Annotated in this window: 15 protein-coding genes; 12 read left to right on the top strand and 3 right to left on the bottom strand. The window is 54.4% G+C overall.

The window, feature by feature from the left end:
* The first annotated feature begins 65 nt into the window (after positions 1-65).
* The 6 genes from BLP78_RS06125 to der all read left to right on the top strand — a co-directional run bounded on the left by BLP78_RS06125 (position 66) and on the right by der (position 7,333).
* Positions 66-1,079, top strand: a complete 1,014-nt coding sequence (locus tag BLP78_RS06125; RefSeq protein WP_090457591.1) for a RodZ domain-containing protein — start codon at positions 66-68, stop codon at positions 1,077-1,079.
* Positions 1,080-1,118: 39 nt separating this feature from the next.
* Positions 1,119-2,363 carry a flavodoxin-dependent (E)-4-hydroxy-3-methylbut-2-enyl-diphosphate synthase gene (gene ispG / locus BLP78_RS06120; protein ID WP_090457589.1) on the top strand — a complete coding sequence of 415 codons (1,245 nt, stop codon included), beginning with the start codon at positions 1,119-1,121 and terminating at the stop codon, positions 2,361-2,363.
* On the top strand, positions 2,353-3,630 hold the full coding sequence (gene hisS, locus BLP78_RS06115) for a histidine--tRNA ligase (protein ID WP_090457587.1): 1,278 nt from the start codon (positions 2,353-2,355) through the stop codon (positions 3,628-3,630). Before ispG ends, hisS begins: the two co-directional genes overlap by 11 nt.
* A gap of 45 nt (positions 3,631-3,675) precedes the next feature.
* Positions 3,676-4,302, top strand: a complete 627-nt coding sequence (locus tag BLP78_RS06110) for a tetratricopeptide repeat protein (RefSeq protein ID WP_090457584.1) — start codon at positions 3,676-3,678, stop codon at positions 4,300-4,302.
* A gap of 167 nt (positions 4,303-4,469) precedes the next feature.
* Positions 4,470-5,825 carry an outer membrane protein assembly factor BamB gene (gene bamB / locus BLP78_RS06105; RefSeq protein ID WP_256330117.1) on the top strand — a complete coding sequence of 452 codons (1,356 nt, stop codon included), beginning with the start codon at positions 4,470-4,472 and terminating at the stop codon, positions 5,823-5,825.
* A gap of 107 nt (positions 5,826-5,932) precedes the next feature.
* A complete protein-coding gene (gene der, locus BLP78_RS06100) occupies positions 5,933-7,333 on the top strand; it encodes a ribosome biogenesis GTPase Der (RefSeq protein WP_090457580.1) in 1,401 nt (466 codons plus the stop codon).
* A 98-nt stretch (positions 7,334-7,431) separates the two neighbouring features.
* Here der and apaG read toward each other — a convergent pair whose 3' ends face one another.
* On the bottom strand, positions 7,432-7,815 hold the full coding sequence (gene apaG / locus BLP78_RS06095; protein WP_090457575.1) for a Co2+/Mg2+ efflux protein ApaG: 384 nt from the start codon (positions 7,813-7,815) through the stop codon (positions 7,432-7,434).
* Between the two features lie 405 nt (positions 7,816-8,220).
* On the opposite strand from apaG, the gene rpe reads away from it, so the two are divergent.
* The 3 genes from rpe (at position 8,221) to trpE (ending at position 11,464) form a co-directional block, all read left to right on the top strand.
* A complete protein-coding gene (gene rpe, locus BLP78_RS06090; RefSeq protein WP_025041673.1) occupies positions 8,221-8,904 on the top strand; it encodes a ribulose-phosphate 3-epimerase in 684 nt (227 codons plus the stop codon).
* Positions 8,905-9,122: 218 nt separating this feature from the next.
* A complete protein-coding gene (locus tag BLP78_RS06085) occupies positions 9,123-9,851 on the top strand; it encodes a phosphoglycolate phosphatase (RefSeq protein ID WP_371128860.1) in 729 nt (242 codons plus the stop codon).
* A gap of 128 nt (positions 9,852-9,979) precedes the next feature.
* Positions 9,980-11,464, top strand: a complete 1,485-nt coding sequence (gene trpE / locus BLP78_RS06080) for an anthranilate synthase component I (RefSeq protein ID WP_025041671.1) — start codon at positions 9,980-9,982, stop codon at positions 11,462-11,464.
* Between the two features lie 163 nt (positions 11,465-11,627).
* On the opposite strand, the gene BLP78_RS06075 is transcribed toward trpE, so the two are convergent.
* The gene (locus tag BLP78_RS06075) at positions 11,628-13,157 is read right to left on the bottom strand and encodes a D-alanyl-D-alanine carboxypeptidase/D-alanyl-D-alanine-endopeptidase (RefSeq protein WP_176752795.1); all 1,530 of its coding nucleotides are present in this window, start codon (positions 13,155-13,157) and stop codon (positions 11,628-11,630) included.
* 53 nt (positions 13,158-13,210) lie between these two features.
* Positions 13,211-14,521 carry an adenosylmethionine--8-amino-7-oxononanoate transaminase gene (bioA, locus tag BLP78_RS06070; protein WP_090457573.1) on the bottom strand — a complete coding sequence of 437 codons (1,311 nt, stop codon included), beginning with the start codon at positions 14,519-14,521 and terminating at the stop codon, positions 13,211-13,213.
* 149 nt (positions 14,522-14,670) lie between these two features.
* Between bioA and groES the strand changes: the two genes are divergently transcribed.
* The 3 genes from groES to hpnD all read left to right on the top strand — a co-directional run bounded on the left by groES (position 14,671) and on the right by hpnD (position 17,945).
* Complete coding sequence (gene groES / locus BLP78_RS06065) at positions 14,671-14,961, top strand: co-chaperone GroES (protein WP_025041667.1); 291 nt, start codon at positions 14,671-14,673, stop codon at positions 14,959-14,961.
* Between the two features lie 44 nt (positions 14,962-15,005).
* Positions 15,006-16,655 carry a chaperonin GroEL gene (groL, locus tag BLP78_RS06060; protein WP_090457570.1) on the top strand — a complete coding sequence of 550 codons (1,650 nt, stop codon included), beginning with the start codon at positions 15,006-15,008 and terminating at the stop codon, positions 16,653-16,655.
* Positions 16,656-17,099: 444 nt separating this feature from the next.
* Positions 17,100-17,945, top strand: coding sequence for a presqualene diphosphate synthase HpnD (gene hpnD / locus BLP78_RS06055; RefSeq protein WP_090457567.1), 846 nt, complete (start codon positions 17,100-17,102; stop codon positions 17,943-17,945).
* The last annotated feature ends 10 nt before the right edge of the window (positions 17,946-17,955 follow it).

Raw genomic sequence — 17,955 nt, 5'->3', positions numbered from 1 at the left:
CGTATACAGTTATAGAGCTGATTTCCGAATAAGAGGCAAGGTTGGCACAATGACGGATTCGAGTAATGGACGCGCCTGATAACGGAGATGTCACCCCTGGGGCGGACGAAAAGCCAGCCCGGACTGAAACGGGCGTGGGCGAATTATTGCGAGCGGAACGAGTGGCGCGTGGCTTGAGCATCGAGGATGTGGCGCGGCAATTGCGTTTGGCGGTGCGGCAGGTTACGGCGCTCGAGGAGGATGACTACGACAAGCTGGCGGGTGGAACATTTGCGCGCGGATTCGTACGCAATTACGCCAAGCTGTTGCAGATGGATGCCGCACCGTTATTGCAACAATTGGATCAGTCGCTTCCGCCGTCTGCCCCTCAAACCATTACCTATCAGATCGAAGGTGTTCCGTTTCCTTCGAAGCAGAAATCTGGAAGTCGCAACCTGATTATCGCGGGTGTGATCATTCTGGCGTTGCTGCTGCTGATATATGAAATTTATCGTGGTAACGAGGCTAATATTGCTAATATCGGCAAGCAGCCCAGCGTGAGCAGCGAAACCGGAACTGGGGTTGAGGAAGCAACCGAGCCGTCGCAACTTCAATCCCCTGACGTAACGCCAGGCGGCGAGGGTGGCGTGGTCTCGCCTGCCGAGGAAGCCGCAGCAGGCGAGAAAGAAAGTGCTGCGCAGCTTCTTGTTCCCGCCCCTGCGCTCGTTTTGTCTCCGCCACCGGCGCGGCAAGCAGCGCCGGTGGCCACCATGCCTGAACCGGCAAATGCGGTTTCCGCAGGGTCGACGAGTCAATCGGCGAATACGGCCGTTGCCTCTCCAGTCGCGAATGGTGGAGCAAACGGTATTCGCTTGATATTTTCGGGAGAATCATGGACCGAAGTCAAAGATGGCAGAGGCAGATTGCTCCTTTCACGGATCAACCCCCGGGGCACCGAGCATGTTCTGCAAGGTACGCCGCCATTCGTCCTGACGATCGGGAACGCGGCTGAGGTCAAGCTGGTCTACAATAACAAGCCGGTTGATCTGGCGCCCTATACCAATGCCTATGGTGGAACGGCGCGGTTGTCACTCGAATAGAATTTCAACATTTATAAGATTCTCATACTTATCATGACTATGTCTCAAAATACTTTTCCTCCACGTCGAAACAGTGTGGGTGTTTACGTGGATAAGATCAGGATTGGCGGTGGTGCACCGGTGGTGGTGCAATCCATGACCAACACCGATACCGAAAATGAAGTTGCCACCGCGGTACAAGTGGCGCAACTCGCGCGCGCGGGATCCGAGCTGGTGCGTATTACCGTCAATACCCCGGCCGCCGCGAAAGCGGTGCCGGCTATCCGGGCGCGCCTCGATGACATGGATTGTCACGTGCCGCTGATAGGCGACTTCCATTTCAACGGCCACAAGCTGGTAACCGACTACCCCGGTTGTGCGAAGGCGCTGGCAAAGTACCGTATCAATCCCGGTAATGTCGGGCATGGAAAGAAGCGCGACGAGCAATTCTCCATTCTGATAGAAACAGCCTGTAAATATGACAAGCCGGTGCGTATCGGCGTCAACTGGGGTAGCCTTGACCCGGAGTTACTGGTGCGCATGATGGATGAGAACGCGCGTTCCCCTGATCCGAAGGACGCGTCGCTCGTGATGCATGAGGCGTTGATTACCTCTGCGCTGGAAAGTGCGGCCAGGGCGGAAGAGATTGGATTGGGGCGCGACAGGATTATATTGTCCTGCAAGATGAGTGGCGTGCGTGACCTGATCACCGTTTACCGTGACCTCGCAGCGCGATGCGACTATGCCCTGCATCTGGGGTTGACGGAAGCGGGCATGGGTTCCAAAGGAATCGTTGCTTCCACCGCTGCGCTATCCGTGCTGCTTCTGCAAGGCATAGGCGACACCATACGCATATCGCTTACACCTGAGCCCGGCGGTGACCGCTCACGTGAAGTCATCGTTGCCCAGGAAATCCTGCAGACCACGGGGCTGCGCGCATTTGTGCCTCTGGTCGCGGCATGCCCCGGTTGCGGCCGCACCACCAGCACCTATTTCCAGGAGCTGGCTGAAAGTATCCAGGGCTATGTGCGCAGCCAGATGCTGGTATGGCGCGAAGAATACGATGGCGTGGAAAACATGACGCTGGCTGTGATGGGATGTGTGGTCAACGGCCCCGGCGAAAGCAAGCATGCCAACATCGGCATCAGCCTGCCCGGATCGGGAGAAAGGCCGGTTGCGCCGGTTTACGTGGATGGGCAGAAGTCGGTGACCTTGAAAGGCGATAATATCGCGGGAGAGTTTCGCCAGATCGTCGATGAATACGTGCAGATGAAATATCCGAAGAAAACGGTCGATGTCCAGTAGAACGCTGCAAGCCATCCGCGGGATGAATGACATCCTGCCCGATCAGATATACCTGTGGGAGTTTTTCGAGCAAGTCGTGCATGACTGTATGGCGGCTTTTGGTTACCGGAACATCCGCATGCCAATTGTCGAGCAGACCGACTTGTTCGTGAGGTCGATTGGTGCGGTAACGGATATCGTCGAGAAAGAGATGTATTCTTTTTCCGATCAGCTGAACGGCGACAGCCTGACGCTGCGTCCCGAGGGAACCGCTTCCTGTGTGCGTGCAGTGCTGGAACATAACCTGCTCTATGCGGGTTCGCAACGACTGTATTATTCGGGCCCGATGTTTCGCCATGAACGTCCTCAAAAAGGCCGTTACCGCCAATTCCATCAGGTAGGCGCCGAAGCGCTGGGTTACGCCGGTCCGGATATCGATGCCGAACTCATAATCATGTGTGCGGAATTATGGAAAAGATTGGGTATTTCCAATCTGCGCCTGGAAATCGGCACGCTTGGAAGCGCCGCGTCCCGCACCGTGCATAGATCTCGATTGATCGGATACCTGGAGCGGCATCTGGGCAAGCTCGATGACGATGCTCGCAGGCGGTTGCACAGTAACCCGTTGCGGATACTCGACAGCAAGAATGTCGAAATGAAAGAGGTTATCGACGGCGCGCCGCGATTACTGGATGACCTGGATGAGGATTCGCTGGCGCATTTCGAGGGGTTGCAGCGACTGCTGCGCGATCAGGGCGTGGATTTCGAGATCAATCCGAGGCTGGTGAGGGGTCTGGATTATTACAACCGTACCGTGTTCGAGTGGATAACCGGCAAGCTCGGTGCACAAGGCGCAGTATGTGCCGGCGGACGTTATGACGGCCTGGTGGAACAGATCGGCGGAAGGGCTGCTTCGGCGGCACCGGCGTGCGGTTTTGCACTGGGGGTGGAGCGCGTGCTGGCGTTGATATCGATGGAAAGTGCGGGCGACATACCGCATTCCGTACCGGACGCTTACGTAATACATCGTGGCGAAATTGCGGATGGCTTTGCCTGGAAAACCGTCAGGTACTTACGGGACAGAGGGCTCAAGGCAATTTTACATTGCGGAGATGGCAGCTTCAAAGTCCAGATGAGAAAAGCGGATGCCAGCGGGGCGCGTTTTGCCATCATCATTGGTGACGATGAAGCGCAAGCCGGTGAAATAAGCCTCAAGCCTTTGCGTGAAGCGGCTGAGCAAGTGAGAGTCGGGCTCGCGGAAGCAGCGGACCTGCTCAAAGGGATTTGAAAAAAAACAGAAACTGGGAAAGCAAATTATAATTCAGGAAGCTAAATGGCAACATATGATCCGGAAGAACAAGAGAACATAGAAGATCTGAAGACGTGGTGGAAGGTATATGGCACGCAGGTAATCGTGGTCATAGCCGTTTTTATCGCGAGCATAGCGGGTGTGCAGGCGTGGAATTACTACCAGGGGCAACAGACTGACCAGGCGGTGGAATTGTACGATTCGCTGCTGCAGGTTCAGGGGAGCGGGGATGCCAGGAAAATCAGCGATGCGGCTGGTTTGGTGATGACGGGGTTTGCCAGCAGCGGCTATGCCTCGCGTGCAGCGCTGATCTCTGCGCAGTCCAGCCTGGACGCCGGCGATTTGCAAAATGCAAAAAGCCGTTTGCAGTGGGTGCTGGATAATTCGAAGGAAGAGGAATTGAAAGACCTGGTGCGGCTACGGTTGGCAAGCATCCTGCTGGATGAGAAAAAATACGATGACGGCCTGCGTCTGCTGGAGGCCGGGCACGGCGAATCTTTTGATGGACTCTATGCCGATCTTAAAGGCGATCTGCTCGCCAACGCAGGCAAAGTTGCCGAAGCACGTGTCGCTTATCAAATAGCGATCGACAAGATGGGCAGGCAAGGCACGTATCACAATATCGTTCAAATGAAACTGGACGCTTTGTGAAATCCGCAGGTAATTTGAGCTTTCAATAAAATCAGAACAAATCATCGAAGATGAGGCGTCGATGGCACATTCTGACCCCTCAAGGAAATGATGGCCGGGCGACCCGTCGACGCGCAATCATTTTTTATTGTAAATCTCAAAAAATGTCCCCTAGCAAATTGATACCCATGGCGGCGCTCCCCGGAAGACTCATTCAGAGGCGCGCCAGGATAGCTGACGCCGTACGGCAGTGCTTTCTGCTGCTGACGTCGTCATTCGTGCTTTCCGGATGCGCCGGCATGATAGATATGGGGCGTGATCTGGCAAGCAGCCTGGCGGATATCGATATTTCCGGCTTCACCGAATTGTTCGTTGGAAAGGCGCCTCAGATGAGTCCGGAGCAGATTGCTCAATTGGAGGTCATTCCGCCCGCTCGCACGTTATGGAAGGCTGGCGTCGAAGAAGGCCAGGCGGCGGTATTTCTGCCGGCATTCGAAAACGGTACGTTATATGTAGCCAGCACGAATGGTCTTCTCGTGCGTTTTAATGCGACGACGGGCAAAGCGTCGGGCGTTATCGATACGAAACACAAATTGTCGGGCGGCGTTGGCACGGGTGAAGGCCTGTTGCTGGTTGGAACCTTCAAGGGCGAAGTTCTGGCGTTCGATGAGAAAAGCGGTAATCGGTTATGGAAGGCACAGGTATCCACCGAGGTGCTAAGCCCACCGCATGCGGCAAACGGTATGGTAGTGATTCGTACGGGAGACGGCAGAATCTTCAGCCTGGAGGCGAGCAGCGGCAAGCGCAAGTGGATTTACCAGGGCGCCACCCCATCGTTGACCGTGCGAAGTTTTGCGGGCGTTCTGATCTCGCATGACACCGTCTATGCCGGTTTCCCGGGAGGTAAGCTTGTGGCGATAAATTCATCCACCGGCAGTGTAAACTGGGAAGCCGCTGTAGCACGACCAAAAGGCGCGTCCGAGCTGGAGCGGATCGCCGATGTCACCAGTTTGCCGGTAACGGATGAGAAGCAGGTATGCGCTGTCGCCTATCAGGGACGTGTTGCTTGCTTCGAAATTACGACCGGCAATCAGATTTGGGCGCAGGATGTATCAAGCAACGCCGGCCTTGCCATGGATAACCATTACCTTTACGTAAGCGAGAATAGAGGTGCGCTGGTGGCTTACGATAAAACGGACGGCACCCGCATCTGGACGCAGAGTCTGCTGGATGGAATCCGATTGTCTCAGCCGCTCGTTCGCGAGGCTCGCATCGTCGTGGGCGATTCGTTAGGATATGTGAATCTCATCAGGAACGACAACGGCGCCATCGTTGCGCGATCCCTCACTGACGAGGGCGCCATCGTTACCCGTCCGGTGCCGTTACCCGATGGTTTTGCGGTACAAACTCTGAAGGGCGGAATTTATGCATTCGGCACGGAATCGATGGCAGCGCCACCCCTGTTGCCCGGCCAGTCATCTTCGATACTGCGATCACCGCAAAGCCAGTTTCTCTGCGCAATGCTTCCATTCTGTACGCCGTAGTCAGTGAATTACTATCAACGAGCAGGAGTAGAAATCCGGAAAAAACCCTTTTTACAGAAGAAATGTAAAAGGGAGAAGGAATCGGCTTTTTTCGGAAAATCACTATCATGAAACCTACTCTTGTGCTGGTCGGCCGCCCCAATGTCGGAAAATCAACGCTCTTCAACCGCTTGACCCGTAGTCGCGACGCGATCGTGGCGGATATTCCGGGCTTGACACGAGATCGCCACTACGGCCACGGCAGACTGGGGGATAAGCCTTATCTCGTTGTCGATACGGGTGGTTTCGAGCCAATGGCGACGGAGGGCATCCTGCATGAAATGGCCAAGCAGACGCGACAGGCGATCGATGAGGCTGACATGGTCCTATTCATCGTCGACGGCAGGCTGGGGCTAGCGCCGCAAGATAGAATCATTGCGGAGCAGCTGCGCAAAACGGGGCGCAAAGTCATACTGGTGGTAAATAAAACAGAAGGCATGGCGTCTTCTGTCGTTACCGCCGAGTTTCACGAACTGGGTGTGGGCGATCCATGCGCCATTTCCGCCATCCACGGCGACAATGTCAATGATCTGGTTGAACTGGCACTACTGCATTTTCCCCCGCCGCAAGCGGACGAAACAAAAGACAAGCATCCAAAAATCGCCATTGTCGGGCGCCCCAACGTCGGGAAGTCAACGCTGGTGAATACAATGCTGGGGGAGGAGCGGGTCATCGCCTTCGATCAGCCGGGTACGACGCGTAACAGCATCTATATCGATTTCGACCGTAACGGCCGCGCGTATACGCTGATCGATACCGCCGGCTTGCGCCGTCGCGGCAAAGTGCTCGAGGCGGTGGAGAAGTTTTCGGTAGTGAAAACCCTGCAAGCGGTAGAAGATGCCAACGTGGTCGTTCTGGTCCTCGACGCGAGCAGCGAAATTTCGGACCAGGATGCACACATCGCCGGGTTTATTCTGGAAGCGGGCCGCGCGCTGGTGCTGGCAATTAACAAGTGGGATGGCCTGAGCGAGTATCAACGCGATACCATCAAGAGCGAAATCACCCGAAAACTGCCTTTCCTGGTGAGTTTCGCAAAGTTCCACTATATCTCGGCATTACGTGGCACTGGTTTAAAAGGATTACTCCCATCCATTGACGCCGCCTATGCCGCCGCGATGGCGCAGCTATCCACCCCTAAACTCACCCGTGTCCTGATGGCGGCGGTAGAGAGGCAACCACCGCCGCGTGCAGGCATGTCTCGTCCAAAGCTGCGTTACGCGCATCAGGGTGGTTCGAATCCGCCTTTGATCGTGATCCATGGCAGGTCTCTCGATCATGTGCCCCAAACCTATCAGCGATATCTTGAAAATATGTTTCGCGAGACTTTCAAGCTGGAGGGTACGCCGTTACGGGTGGAATTCAAGACTGGACATAATCCCTACGCCGGGAAAAGCCCGGCACCACTCAGCGAGGCGGAAGCAAAGCAAGCGCATCGCCGCCGCAGATACGGCCGAAAGAAATATGGATAATTATTGATTTCGCTCCAGGTTTCAGTAGAGCATGGGGGGCGAACATGCCGCGTTCTCGTCGCATGCGCCAAGGATCGCTGAGGCTGGGTCACCGATGTCTAATGCAATATCCTCGGTACGCTCAAGATGAATTCCGGAATCGGTGCATCGAAACGAAGACCGTCTTCAGCCACCATCTGATAACTCCCTTTCATCGATCCAACCGGCGTCGAAATGGCAGTACCGCTCGTATACTCAAAGCTGTCGCCGGGTTTCAGCAGCGGTTGCTCACCTACTACGCCGAGACCCCGCACCTCCTGCACACCGCCGCCCCCATCCGCGATAATCCAATGCCGGCTTATCAGCTGTGCCGGGACCGTGCCGGTATTGGATAGGACGATCGTATAGGCGAACACATATCGATCGAGCGCCTCGTCCGATTGCTCCGGAAGATAGGTCGTGTGGACCTTTACCATAATTTCGTATTTTGTGCTTTCAGCCATAACCGCATTGCACACTATTTTTCACCTGACGGCAAGGGTGACGCATTATAAAATTGTCCGGGCTGACCAAATTTGAAGAGAGCGGGGGTTTAACCTAAACCCGGTAGTTGACCGCTCATTTAATAGATCAGTGTAATGATTAATAACATATTTCATATTATTTGACGCTCACCTCCCAGGTGAGGGCGCTACGGGGAGAATTGCACGGTTTTTGCGGCACATGGCTGCGTTGCAACTTCTTGGAATGGAACGACCATTCCGCGTCGTTGCGCCTTGCCCTGCACCCCAAAAACCGTACACCTCACCCCGTTCAACTACCGGGTTTAGGTTTAACGGCTGAAGCTGTTAGCGTCAAGCGGCCATTTACGGTTAAAATCCAGTTTTTCGTTTACAAGGAAGCCCTTCATGGCTAATTATCGCATCGCCCCGAGCATTCTTTCCGCAAACTTTGCCAAGTTGGGCGAGGAGATCACCGCTGTTATCGATTCCGGCGCGGATTTTATTCACTTCGATGTGATGGATAATCACTACGTGCCCAATCTTACTATTGGTCCACTCGTATGCAGCGCGATCCGTCCGCTGACGGACGCGGTGATCGATGTGCATCTGATGGTTGAGCCGGTGGATCGTATTATTCCTGACTTCGCCAAGGCAGGCGCCAATATCATTTCGTTTCATCCGGAAGCCTCCCGCCATATTGATCGTACTATCGGACTTATCAAGGAACAGGGTTGCAAGGCGGGCCTGGTATTCAACCCTGCCACACCATTGAATTATCTTGACCATGTACTCGAAAAACTGGATCTGGTACTGATAATGTCGGTCAATCCCGGTTTCGGCGGACAGCAATTCATTCCCGAAGCATTGGAAAAACTCAAGGCGGTGCGCAAGCGCATTGATGAGTCAGGGAAGAAAATCCTGCTTGAAATCGATGGTGGGGTAAAGGTGGACAACATCGCCGAAATTGCACGCGCGGGTGCTGATACTTTCGTTGCCGGTTCCGCTATTTACGGCGCAGGCAGGGACAGCGATCCGCATCGCTATGACTCGATAGTGGCCGCTTTACGCGCAGAGCTGGCAAAGGCTTGACAACAGCTTTTAAAGGCAGAAAACCCGCTGAATGCTGAAAATGATCCACGCCTCAGGCGCGTGCCGAGGCTGCATTCTGGCCCAGCATGGTTGACAATGAGGCAGCGGGTTATGCCAAAGCTGTGTGATCCTGCTCCAATCAGGGGGAGCACTCAGAATTCATGAGTTCCCAGCGTTTCCGTGCAACATGATCATATCGACTAATAGGAATAACACGCGTGAACAAAAGTTTTTCTCCGATTGCGGATGCCTCTGAAGTTGAAATAGAATTTCCCCTGCCAATCAAGGCTGTGATGATCGACCTGGACGGCACCCTTCTCGATACCGCGCGGGACTTGGCCACAGCTGCCAACATGATGCTGAGGGAACTGGGCAAAGCGGAGCTTCCGCTGGAAACCATCCAGTCCTACATCGGCAAAGGCGTAGAGAAACTAGTGAAACGTTCCCTTACCGGACGTATTGACGGCGAACCTGACGCGGAATTGCTAGGCAGAGCGATGCCGATATATGAGCGCGAATATGCGAGAGCGCTGTGCAATGATACACAGGCCTATCCGGGTGTATTGGAAGGGTTGAACGCCTTGCGCGAAAGCGGTTTTGGTCTGGCTTGCGTTACCAATAAAGCTGAAGTCTTCACCTTGCCGCTGCTTCGTGCGACCGGATTGTTCGGTTTTTTCGATATTGTCGTTTCAGGCGATAGCCTGCCCAAAAAAAAACCCGACCCCATGCCTCTGCTGCATGCCTGCAAGCACTTTGGAATTCAGCCGCGTGAAATGCTGCTGATCGGGGACTCCTTGAACGATGCGCAAGCAGCGCGCGCGGCGGATTGCCGCATCTTTTGCGTGCCATACGGTTACAACGAAGGGCGGGATGTGCGTGAACTCGATTGCGACGCAGTGGTTTCGTCGCTTTACGAGGCAACGAGGTTGATCCGGAAATTGTCATGATAGCCAAAAAAACTGAAATTGGAAGATGCGCAGGCACCGCTTGGTGGCCTTGGCGCCAGGCCTTTGCCCGCTGGCGTGCTTGATCCCGCTGTGCATTCTTTCTTTTTCTGTTTTTTGCGGAGTAGATCATGACGGAAGCTGAATTCAACGATCTCGCAATACAGGGCTACAACCGCATTCCAATAGTGCTGGAAACCGTTGCCGATCTCGACACACCCCTGTCTGTTTATCTGAAGCTTGCCAATCGCCCGTATTCATATTTGCTGGAATCGGTGCAGGGTGGTGAACGTTTCGGGCGATATTCATTTATCGGCTTGCCCGCTTCCACCCGCATCGAGGCACGCGGCAACCACATCAGCCTTATCCATAGCGCAGGACTGCGAGAAATCGAGGTGGATGATCCGCTGTCGTTCGTCGAATCCTATCTGTCGGATTTCAAGGCGGCGCCATACGCCGCTTTACCGCGCTTCTGCGGGGGGCTCGCGGGCTACTTCGCATATGATACGGTGCGATATATCGAGCGTAAGCTGGCCGGTGACGTTCACCCCGGTGTCCACCCCGATAGGCTCGATACGCCGGATATATTACTGCTGCTATCCGAAGAACTGGCAGTCGTGGATAACCTTTCCGGCAAGCTCTACCTTATCGTTTACGCTGACCCAGGCGTGGCCGGCACATACCTTGCCGCCAGGAAACGCCTGAAAGAACTGTTAGCGAATCTGCGCAAGCCTGTGGAGATTCCGACGGAAGCGTCGTATCCATCCGGTGAGGCTGTCTCGGAATTCAACGAAACGGATTTTATTGCGGCAGTGGAGCGCGCCAAGCGTTATATTTTCGATGGCGACGTCATGCAGGTGGTGCTATCGCAGCGCACCAGCAAGCCTTATGGCGCTTCACCGCTGGCACTTTACCGCGCGCTTCGCAGCCTCAATCCATCGCCATATATGTTTTATTATCATCTCGGTGGTTTTCACGTGGTAGGCGCCTCGCCCGAGATTCTGGTGAGGCTCGAAGGCGAAACCGTGACGGCGCGTCCCATCGCCGGTACCCGCCCACGCGGAAAAACCGTACAGGAAGATGCGGCGCTGGCAGCCGATCTGCTGGCCGACCCGAAAGAACGTGCGGAGCACGTGATGCTGATGGATCTGGGGCGTAACGATGTCGGGCGCGTTGCGCAGACCGGCACGGTAAAAGTCACCGAGAACATGCAGATCGAGCGCTATTCCCACGTCATGCATATCGTTTCCAATGTAGAGGGTAAGCTCAAGCCCGGCCTGAACGCAATGGATGTATTGCGTGCCACCTTCCCGGCGGGAACCGTAAGTGGCGCTCCCAAGGTGCGGGCGATGGAAATTATCGATGAGCTGGAAGTTTCGAAACGTGGAATTTACGCCGGCGCCGTCGGTTATCTGGGATTCAACGGCGATATGGATCTGGCTATTGCCATTCGCACCGGTGTCGTCAAGGATGGTACGTTGTATGTGCAGGCGGGTGCCGGTATCGTTGCCGATTCCATTCCGCGAAGTGAATGGATAGAGACGCAGAACAAAGCCAAGGCACTACTGCGCGCGGCGGAGATCGCGGAAGCGGGTCTGGATAGCAAGATTGAGTAGAATGATGTCATTCGTCGTGCCACAGCGGATAACACCGGATGCGTTGCTGACGGTCGGGCTGTTTATGTGCTTGCGGCAGAGCCATCGCAGTCAGGTAGCGATGCAGGTAGCCCTGAATCAAACTGACTTCCTCGTATTCCCGCAGCAGATTAATCAGTCGCCGTCACCGCCTTTCATAAGCCCATTCCAGCAGCGCATCCATGGCGGGCTGGGCACTTCCCGACCTGGAATGATTGACTAGAAAAACCACGACCACGCGCCTTCCTGATTTTTCAAGTACGTAGCCGGCCATGGTTTTCACCCCTTCGAGCAGGCCGGTCTTGATATGGGCCTGGCCTGCCGTGGCGCTGCCGTTCAGCCGTTTCTTCATGGTGCCGTCCACCGCCGCGATCGGCAGGGAGGAGATGAACTCGGGCATTGCCGGGCTTTGAAATGCCGCGAGTAGAAGCTCTCCCAGGTGACGCGCACTGATGCGCTCGTTGCGGGATAATCCCGAGCCATTTTCCATGATCAGCTCGGGGAAACTCAACCGTTTTGACCCGAGCCATCGTTGAATCGCCATGTTCGACTTCGCCAGTGTCGCGCGCGGTTTATATTTACTGTCACTCGTACCGTTGGTTGCGCTGATACTCCCGCCGGCAGCAGCCCCTGTAGACACGACTCCAGCCATATCAGCCGGGAGACCGGTAGTCAGCCCGAGTGCAAGATACAGTTGCCTTGCGGCGGTATTGTTGCTGAATTTATTGATGTCGCGAACGATGTCCGTAAGCGGAGGGGATTGATGAATTTCAAGTGGCGGTATTCCTTCCGGTGCCGCGCCCGTCCTTACCTTGCCACGAAATACGCCGCCCTGTTCTTCCCATAAGTGCCGAAAGAGGCTGAAGATATAGTAGGCGTTATCGTGTACGCTGAGAAACAGGGTTTTTTCGCCGCAATCGCTGGAATAATTCCCGTTGAGCAAGACCGATACGCGACCGTTGTCCTTGACGGCGGTACGAATATCGGTACCGAGCGCGTCGCGCCATTCGCTGCATGGGCCATTGGTAAGTGTCAGGTTATTTTGAAGATCCAGCGAGGCCGGTAGCGGATCGACAACAATCCGAACGGTTTTGCTTCCAGGCTGAGGAATCAGGCGTAGTGCCAGCGTCCGGTAGTTTACCAGCAGCGCTTCGGGGAGGACGTTGTAAGCGCGGTAGGGTTTGCCATCGAAGGCCGCAGGGTCGCCACCGGGCAGATCGAAATGACTGCTATCCAGTACCAGGTCACCGGTAATTTCGCGTAATCCCGTCTGGCGCAGGCGTCGCGTGAGCAGCCAGAAATTTTCGAGATTCAGCTTGGGATCCCCGTAACCCTTGATTACGAGATCGCCGCGCAGCGTGCCATCCTCCACTATTCCGCCGGCGTACGACTCCGTGTTCCAGGTATAAGCCGGGCCCAGCAGCTCCAACCCGGCAAAAGTAGTGACAAGCTTCATCACCGATGCCGGATTCATCGCCGCGTTGCCATTAACGGCTAGCAGCGGCTTGCTCGCGCCGATTTCGTGAACGTAAACACCAATTGCAGACTCGGGAATCCGTGCTTGCTTAAGCGCTCTATCGACAGATGCCGGCAGATTGTGAGACGACGCGGACAACGGCACGGCGGCGGATATGAAACACAGGGCAGCAAGTACATGCTGATGCAGAATTTTCATTTATCTACGCATGCGCGCGCGATTTGCACAGCGTTTATTACTTGCGCTGGTTTTTACCATGAATCGAGTGTCCGCAAGGTTCCTGCTACCAGTAAATCCATTTCCTGTTCATCGATCGAATACGGCGGCATGAAGTAGACGGTATTTCCAAGCGGACGCAACGATAATTCCTGCTTGAGAGCCGCCTGAAAAAATTTTCCGGAAAAATCCGGGTCGGGCGTCTCAACGTCGAATGCCCAGATCATGCCGCAGTTACGAAAGTTTTTTACCCCTGGGTGGAACGCGATCGGTTGCGCCGCATGGTTGAGATAGCTGGCCTTGATGCGATTGGCTTCAATGACCTTATCCTGTTCGAAAATATCCAGCGTAGCCAGCGCGGCGCGGCAGGCAAGCGCATTACCCGCATGAGTATGGGAATGCAGAAAACCGGATGCAGGCTTGTCGTGATAGAAAGCGTTATAAACCACATCCGTGACCATCACCACCGACAGGGGCAGGTAACCCGCACTCAAGCCTTTTCCGAGACACAATAGATCGGGAACGATATCGGCCTGCTCGCAGGCAAACAGGGTTCCGGTCCTGCCAAAGCCAACCGCGATTTCATCGGCGATCATGTGTACTTTGTACTTATCGCATAGCGCTCGCGCCAGCTTCAGGTAATCGGGATGATACATACCCATTCCCGCCGCCCCCTGTACGAGCGGTTCGACAATAAGTGCCGCGGTTTCAGTATGGTGTTGTGCGAGATAGGCTTCAAGTGCGGCGGCGGCGCGTAGTGCATAATCGCCATGGGATTCCCCTTCAGCCGCATAACGCCAGTCCGGAGTTGGGACGTGCGCACTTGGGCGCAACAGCGAAGCGTAGATATCCTTGAACAGCGCTACATCGGTGACTGACAGCGCCCCCAGCGTCTCGCCGTGATAATCGTTCTGCAAGCTTACGAAGCGATTTTTTTCGGGATGGCCCATGTTGTGCCAGTAATGGAAGCTCATCTTCAGCGCGATTTCCACTGCGGATGCGCCATCGCTGCTGTAGAAACAATGGCCGAGCTTCCCCGATACCAGTTTGCGCAGGCGCTCCGATAGTTCCACTACCGATTCATGCGTGAAACCCGCAAGCATGACATGTTCCAGCTTATCAAGCTGGTCACGGATGGCGGCATTGATGCGAGGGTTGGCATGACCGAACAGATTGACCCACCAGGAACCGATAGCGTCGAGGTAGCGCTTGCCCTCACTGTCGTAAAGCCACACGCCTTGACCTCGGACGATTGGGATGAGCGGCATCGATTCATGCTGTTTCATCTGGGTGCACGGGTGCCACACTGTCTTTAAACTGCGTTCCTGCAAGTATTTATTATTCATCTACTTGAAATTCACCCTCATAGACCATATTATTAGCACTCGTTAGCAGTGAGTGCTAACAGATTTGTGATAAATCCAAGGATCAGGCCGTCGATACGGCTTTTCCCAGATTTCGTCGTTTTGATTTTTTAAAACAGGAGAAAGAAAACATGCAGATTCGTCCATTACACGACCGCGTTATTGTCAAGCGGCTGGAAGAAGAACGCAAGACCGCATCCGGTATTGTCATTCCGGACAGTGCCGCGGAGAAGCCCGATCAAGGCGAAATTGTCGCGGTCGGCAAAGGCAAGGTCGGCGATGATGGCACCATCCGTGCGTTGGAAGTGAAAGTCGGCGATAAAGTGCTGTTTGGGAAATATTCCGGACAAACGGTAAAAGTATCCGGAGACGAACTTCTCGTGATGCGCGAAGAAGACATCATGGGCGTTATCGAAGGTTAATTTTTACCTTACACAACATTTTCTGGAATTAGGAGAAAAAGATTATGGCAGCAAAAGACGTAAAATTCGGCGATTCAGCCCGTCAAAAAATGGTTAACGGGGTCAACATACTGGCCGACGCAGTCAAGGTTACTCTTGGGCCCAAAGGCCGCAACGTAGTATTGGAGCGTTCCTACGGTTCGCCCACCATCACCAAGGACGGCGTTTCAGTAGCCAAGGAAATCGAACTGAAAGACAAGTTCGAGAATATGGGCGCGCAAATGGTGAAGGAAGTCGCCAGCAAGACGTCGGACGTGGCCGGTGACGGTACTACGACTGCTACCGTACTGGCGCAATCCATCGTAAAAGAAGGTATGAAGTATGTTGCCGCCGGGATGAACCCGATGGATCTCAAGCGGGGTATCGACAAAGCCGTTACCGCGACGGTTGAAGAACTTAAGAAGTTTTCCAAACCCTGTACCACCGGAAAGGAAATCGCGCAGGTAGGCAGCATTTCCGCCAACTCGGATCCCGAGATCGGCAAGATCATTGCCGACGCAATGGAGAAAGTAGGTAAGGAAGGCGTAATCACGGTCGAAGACGGATCCGGGTTGCAAAATGAGCTGGAAGTGGTCGAGGGTATGCAGTTCGATCGCGGCTATCTTTCACCCTATTTCGTCAATAATCCCGACAAACAGATCGCATTGCTGGATAACCCTTTTATCCTGCTGCACGATAAAAAAATATCCAACATCCGCGAATTGCTGCCGGTGCTGGAACTGGTAGCCAAGGCCGGCAAGCCACTCCTGATTATTGCTGAAGATGTGGATGGTGAAGCGCTTGCGACGCTGGTGGTGAACAATATCCGCGGTATCCTCAAAACCTGTGCAGTCAAAGCACCAGGGTTTGGCGATCGCCGTAAAGCCATGCTCGAGGATCTCGCCATTCTCACAGGCGGCACCGTCATTGCCGAGGAAGTTGGTCTGTCTCTGGAAAAGGCAACGCTGCAGGAACTCGGTCAAGCCAAGCGCATTGAAATCGGCAAGGAAGAAACCACCGTCATCGATGGTGCGGGCGATACCAAGAACATCGAATCCCGCGTCAAGCAGGTCCGCAACCAGATTGAAGAAGCGACCAGCGATTACGATAAGGAGAAATTGCAGGAGCGCGTGGCAAAACTGGCAGGCGGCGTAGCGCTGATCAAAGTCGGCGCAGCCACGGAAGTTGAAATGAAAGAGAAGAAAGCGCGTGTTGAAGATGCGCTTCACGCAACTCGCGCGGCGGTGGAAGAAGGTATCGTTCCCGGCGGCGGTGTTGCTTTATTGCGTGCCCGTGCTGCACTGGCCAGCATCAAAGGCGACAATGCCGATCAGGATGCGGGTATCAAGATCGTTCTGCGTGCGCTGGAAGAACCGCTGCGCCAGATTGTGGCCAACTGCGGCGATGAGCCCTCGGTGGTCATCAACAAGGTACTGGAAGGCAAAGGCAACTTTGGCTACAACGCCGCTACCAGCGAGTATGGCGACATGGTGGAAATGGGCGTGCTGGACCCTACCAAGGTCACGCGTTATGCTCTGCAGCACGCTGCTTCGGTGGCGAGCCTGATGCTGACCACCGACGCTCTGGTGGCAGAACTGCCTAAGGACGAATCCGGTGGCGGAGGTATGGGCGGCGGCATGGGTGGCATGGGCGGCATGGGCGGCATGGATATGTAGGGTTTGCCGCTGCCGTAGTAAAACGCAGCAAAATAAAAAACCCCGCCCCGGTGGGGTTTTTTATTGTATAAAGCGTTCTGGAGAAAATGAGCGGTTTTTTTTACGGTAGCCCATACCTGACGTTTTGAAAGATGTATGCGTGATGTGCAGGAACCTTTGAATAATTGCCAGATTTTGCCGGCGTAGTTGCAATAAGTGCTACACCCAGAGAAGATTTTCTCAGGAATTCCCTTTGGATTTGTTATTTTTGCAGGAACCGGACGCTCCACGATTTCGACGCTATCATTGCACATCACATTGACAGGCTTCATCTCCTGCAGGCTTCCAATTGGATGGATATGTTTTACGCAAGACGCATAGATGATGGCAGCCAGTCGAAATGATGGGTATTCCGATGTTACGGCAATGCAGTGGTGGCAAATATTCCTTCCATAATTATTTATCATGACCCCAGACCAGTATTGCCAGGAGAAAGCTGTTCAAAGCGGTTCCAGCTTCTATTACAGTTTTCTCTATTTGCCTTTGGAAAAACGCCGTGCCATTACTGCGCTATATGCGTTTTGCCGTGAAGTAGACGATGTGGTGGACGAATGTACCGACGCATCGGTGGCGCGCACGAAACTCGCCTGGTGGCGGCACGAAGTCGACGCGATCTTTTATGATGGACAAGGAAACAAGCCGAGCCACCCGGTGGCGAAAGCGCTGGCCGATGTGTCGCCGACTTTCAATCTCACTGCTCAGCGGCTGAAGGAAATCATAGACGGCATGGAAATGGACCTTGACTATAACCGCTATGCAGATTTCGAAACCCTGAGGCACTACTGTTATCACGTAGCCAGCGTGGTAGGGCTTTGTTCCGCAGAGATATTCGGCTATCAAAATCCGAAAACCCTGAAATATGCGGAAGACCTGGGACTCGCGTTTCAGCTTACGAATATCATACGGGATGTAGGGGAGGATGCGTGTCGCGACCGCATTTACCTGCCCCAGGATGAGCTCGCCCGTTTCGGGGTAACCAGCGAAGACATACTCAACTCCCGCGAAACCGATGGCTTCCGGCAATTGATGGAGTTTCAGATCGAGCGTGCAGAAAGTTATTACGCCCGGGCTTTCGCAGCGTTGCCTGCGGAGGATCGCAAAAACCAGCGGCCGGGAATCATCATGGCCGGGATATATGAAGCGTTGCTGAAGGAGATCAAGGCGGACGGCTGCCATGTTCTTCGTCAGCGTGTGAGACTTACGCCGATGCGTAAGTTATGGATTGCATGGACGACCTGGATGAAAGGGTAGGCACGTCGCC

This window comes from Nitrosospira sp. Nsp1 (assembly GCF_900100985.1).
Classification (GTDB): domain Bacteria; phylum Pseudomonadota; class Gammaproteobacteria; order Burkholderiales; family Nitrosomonadaceae; genus Nitrosospira.
Note: the sequence above shows the minus strand (reverse complement) of the source record. Positions and strands in the feature narration are given on the sequence as shown.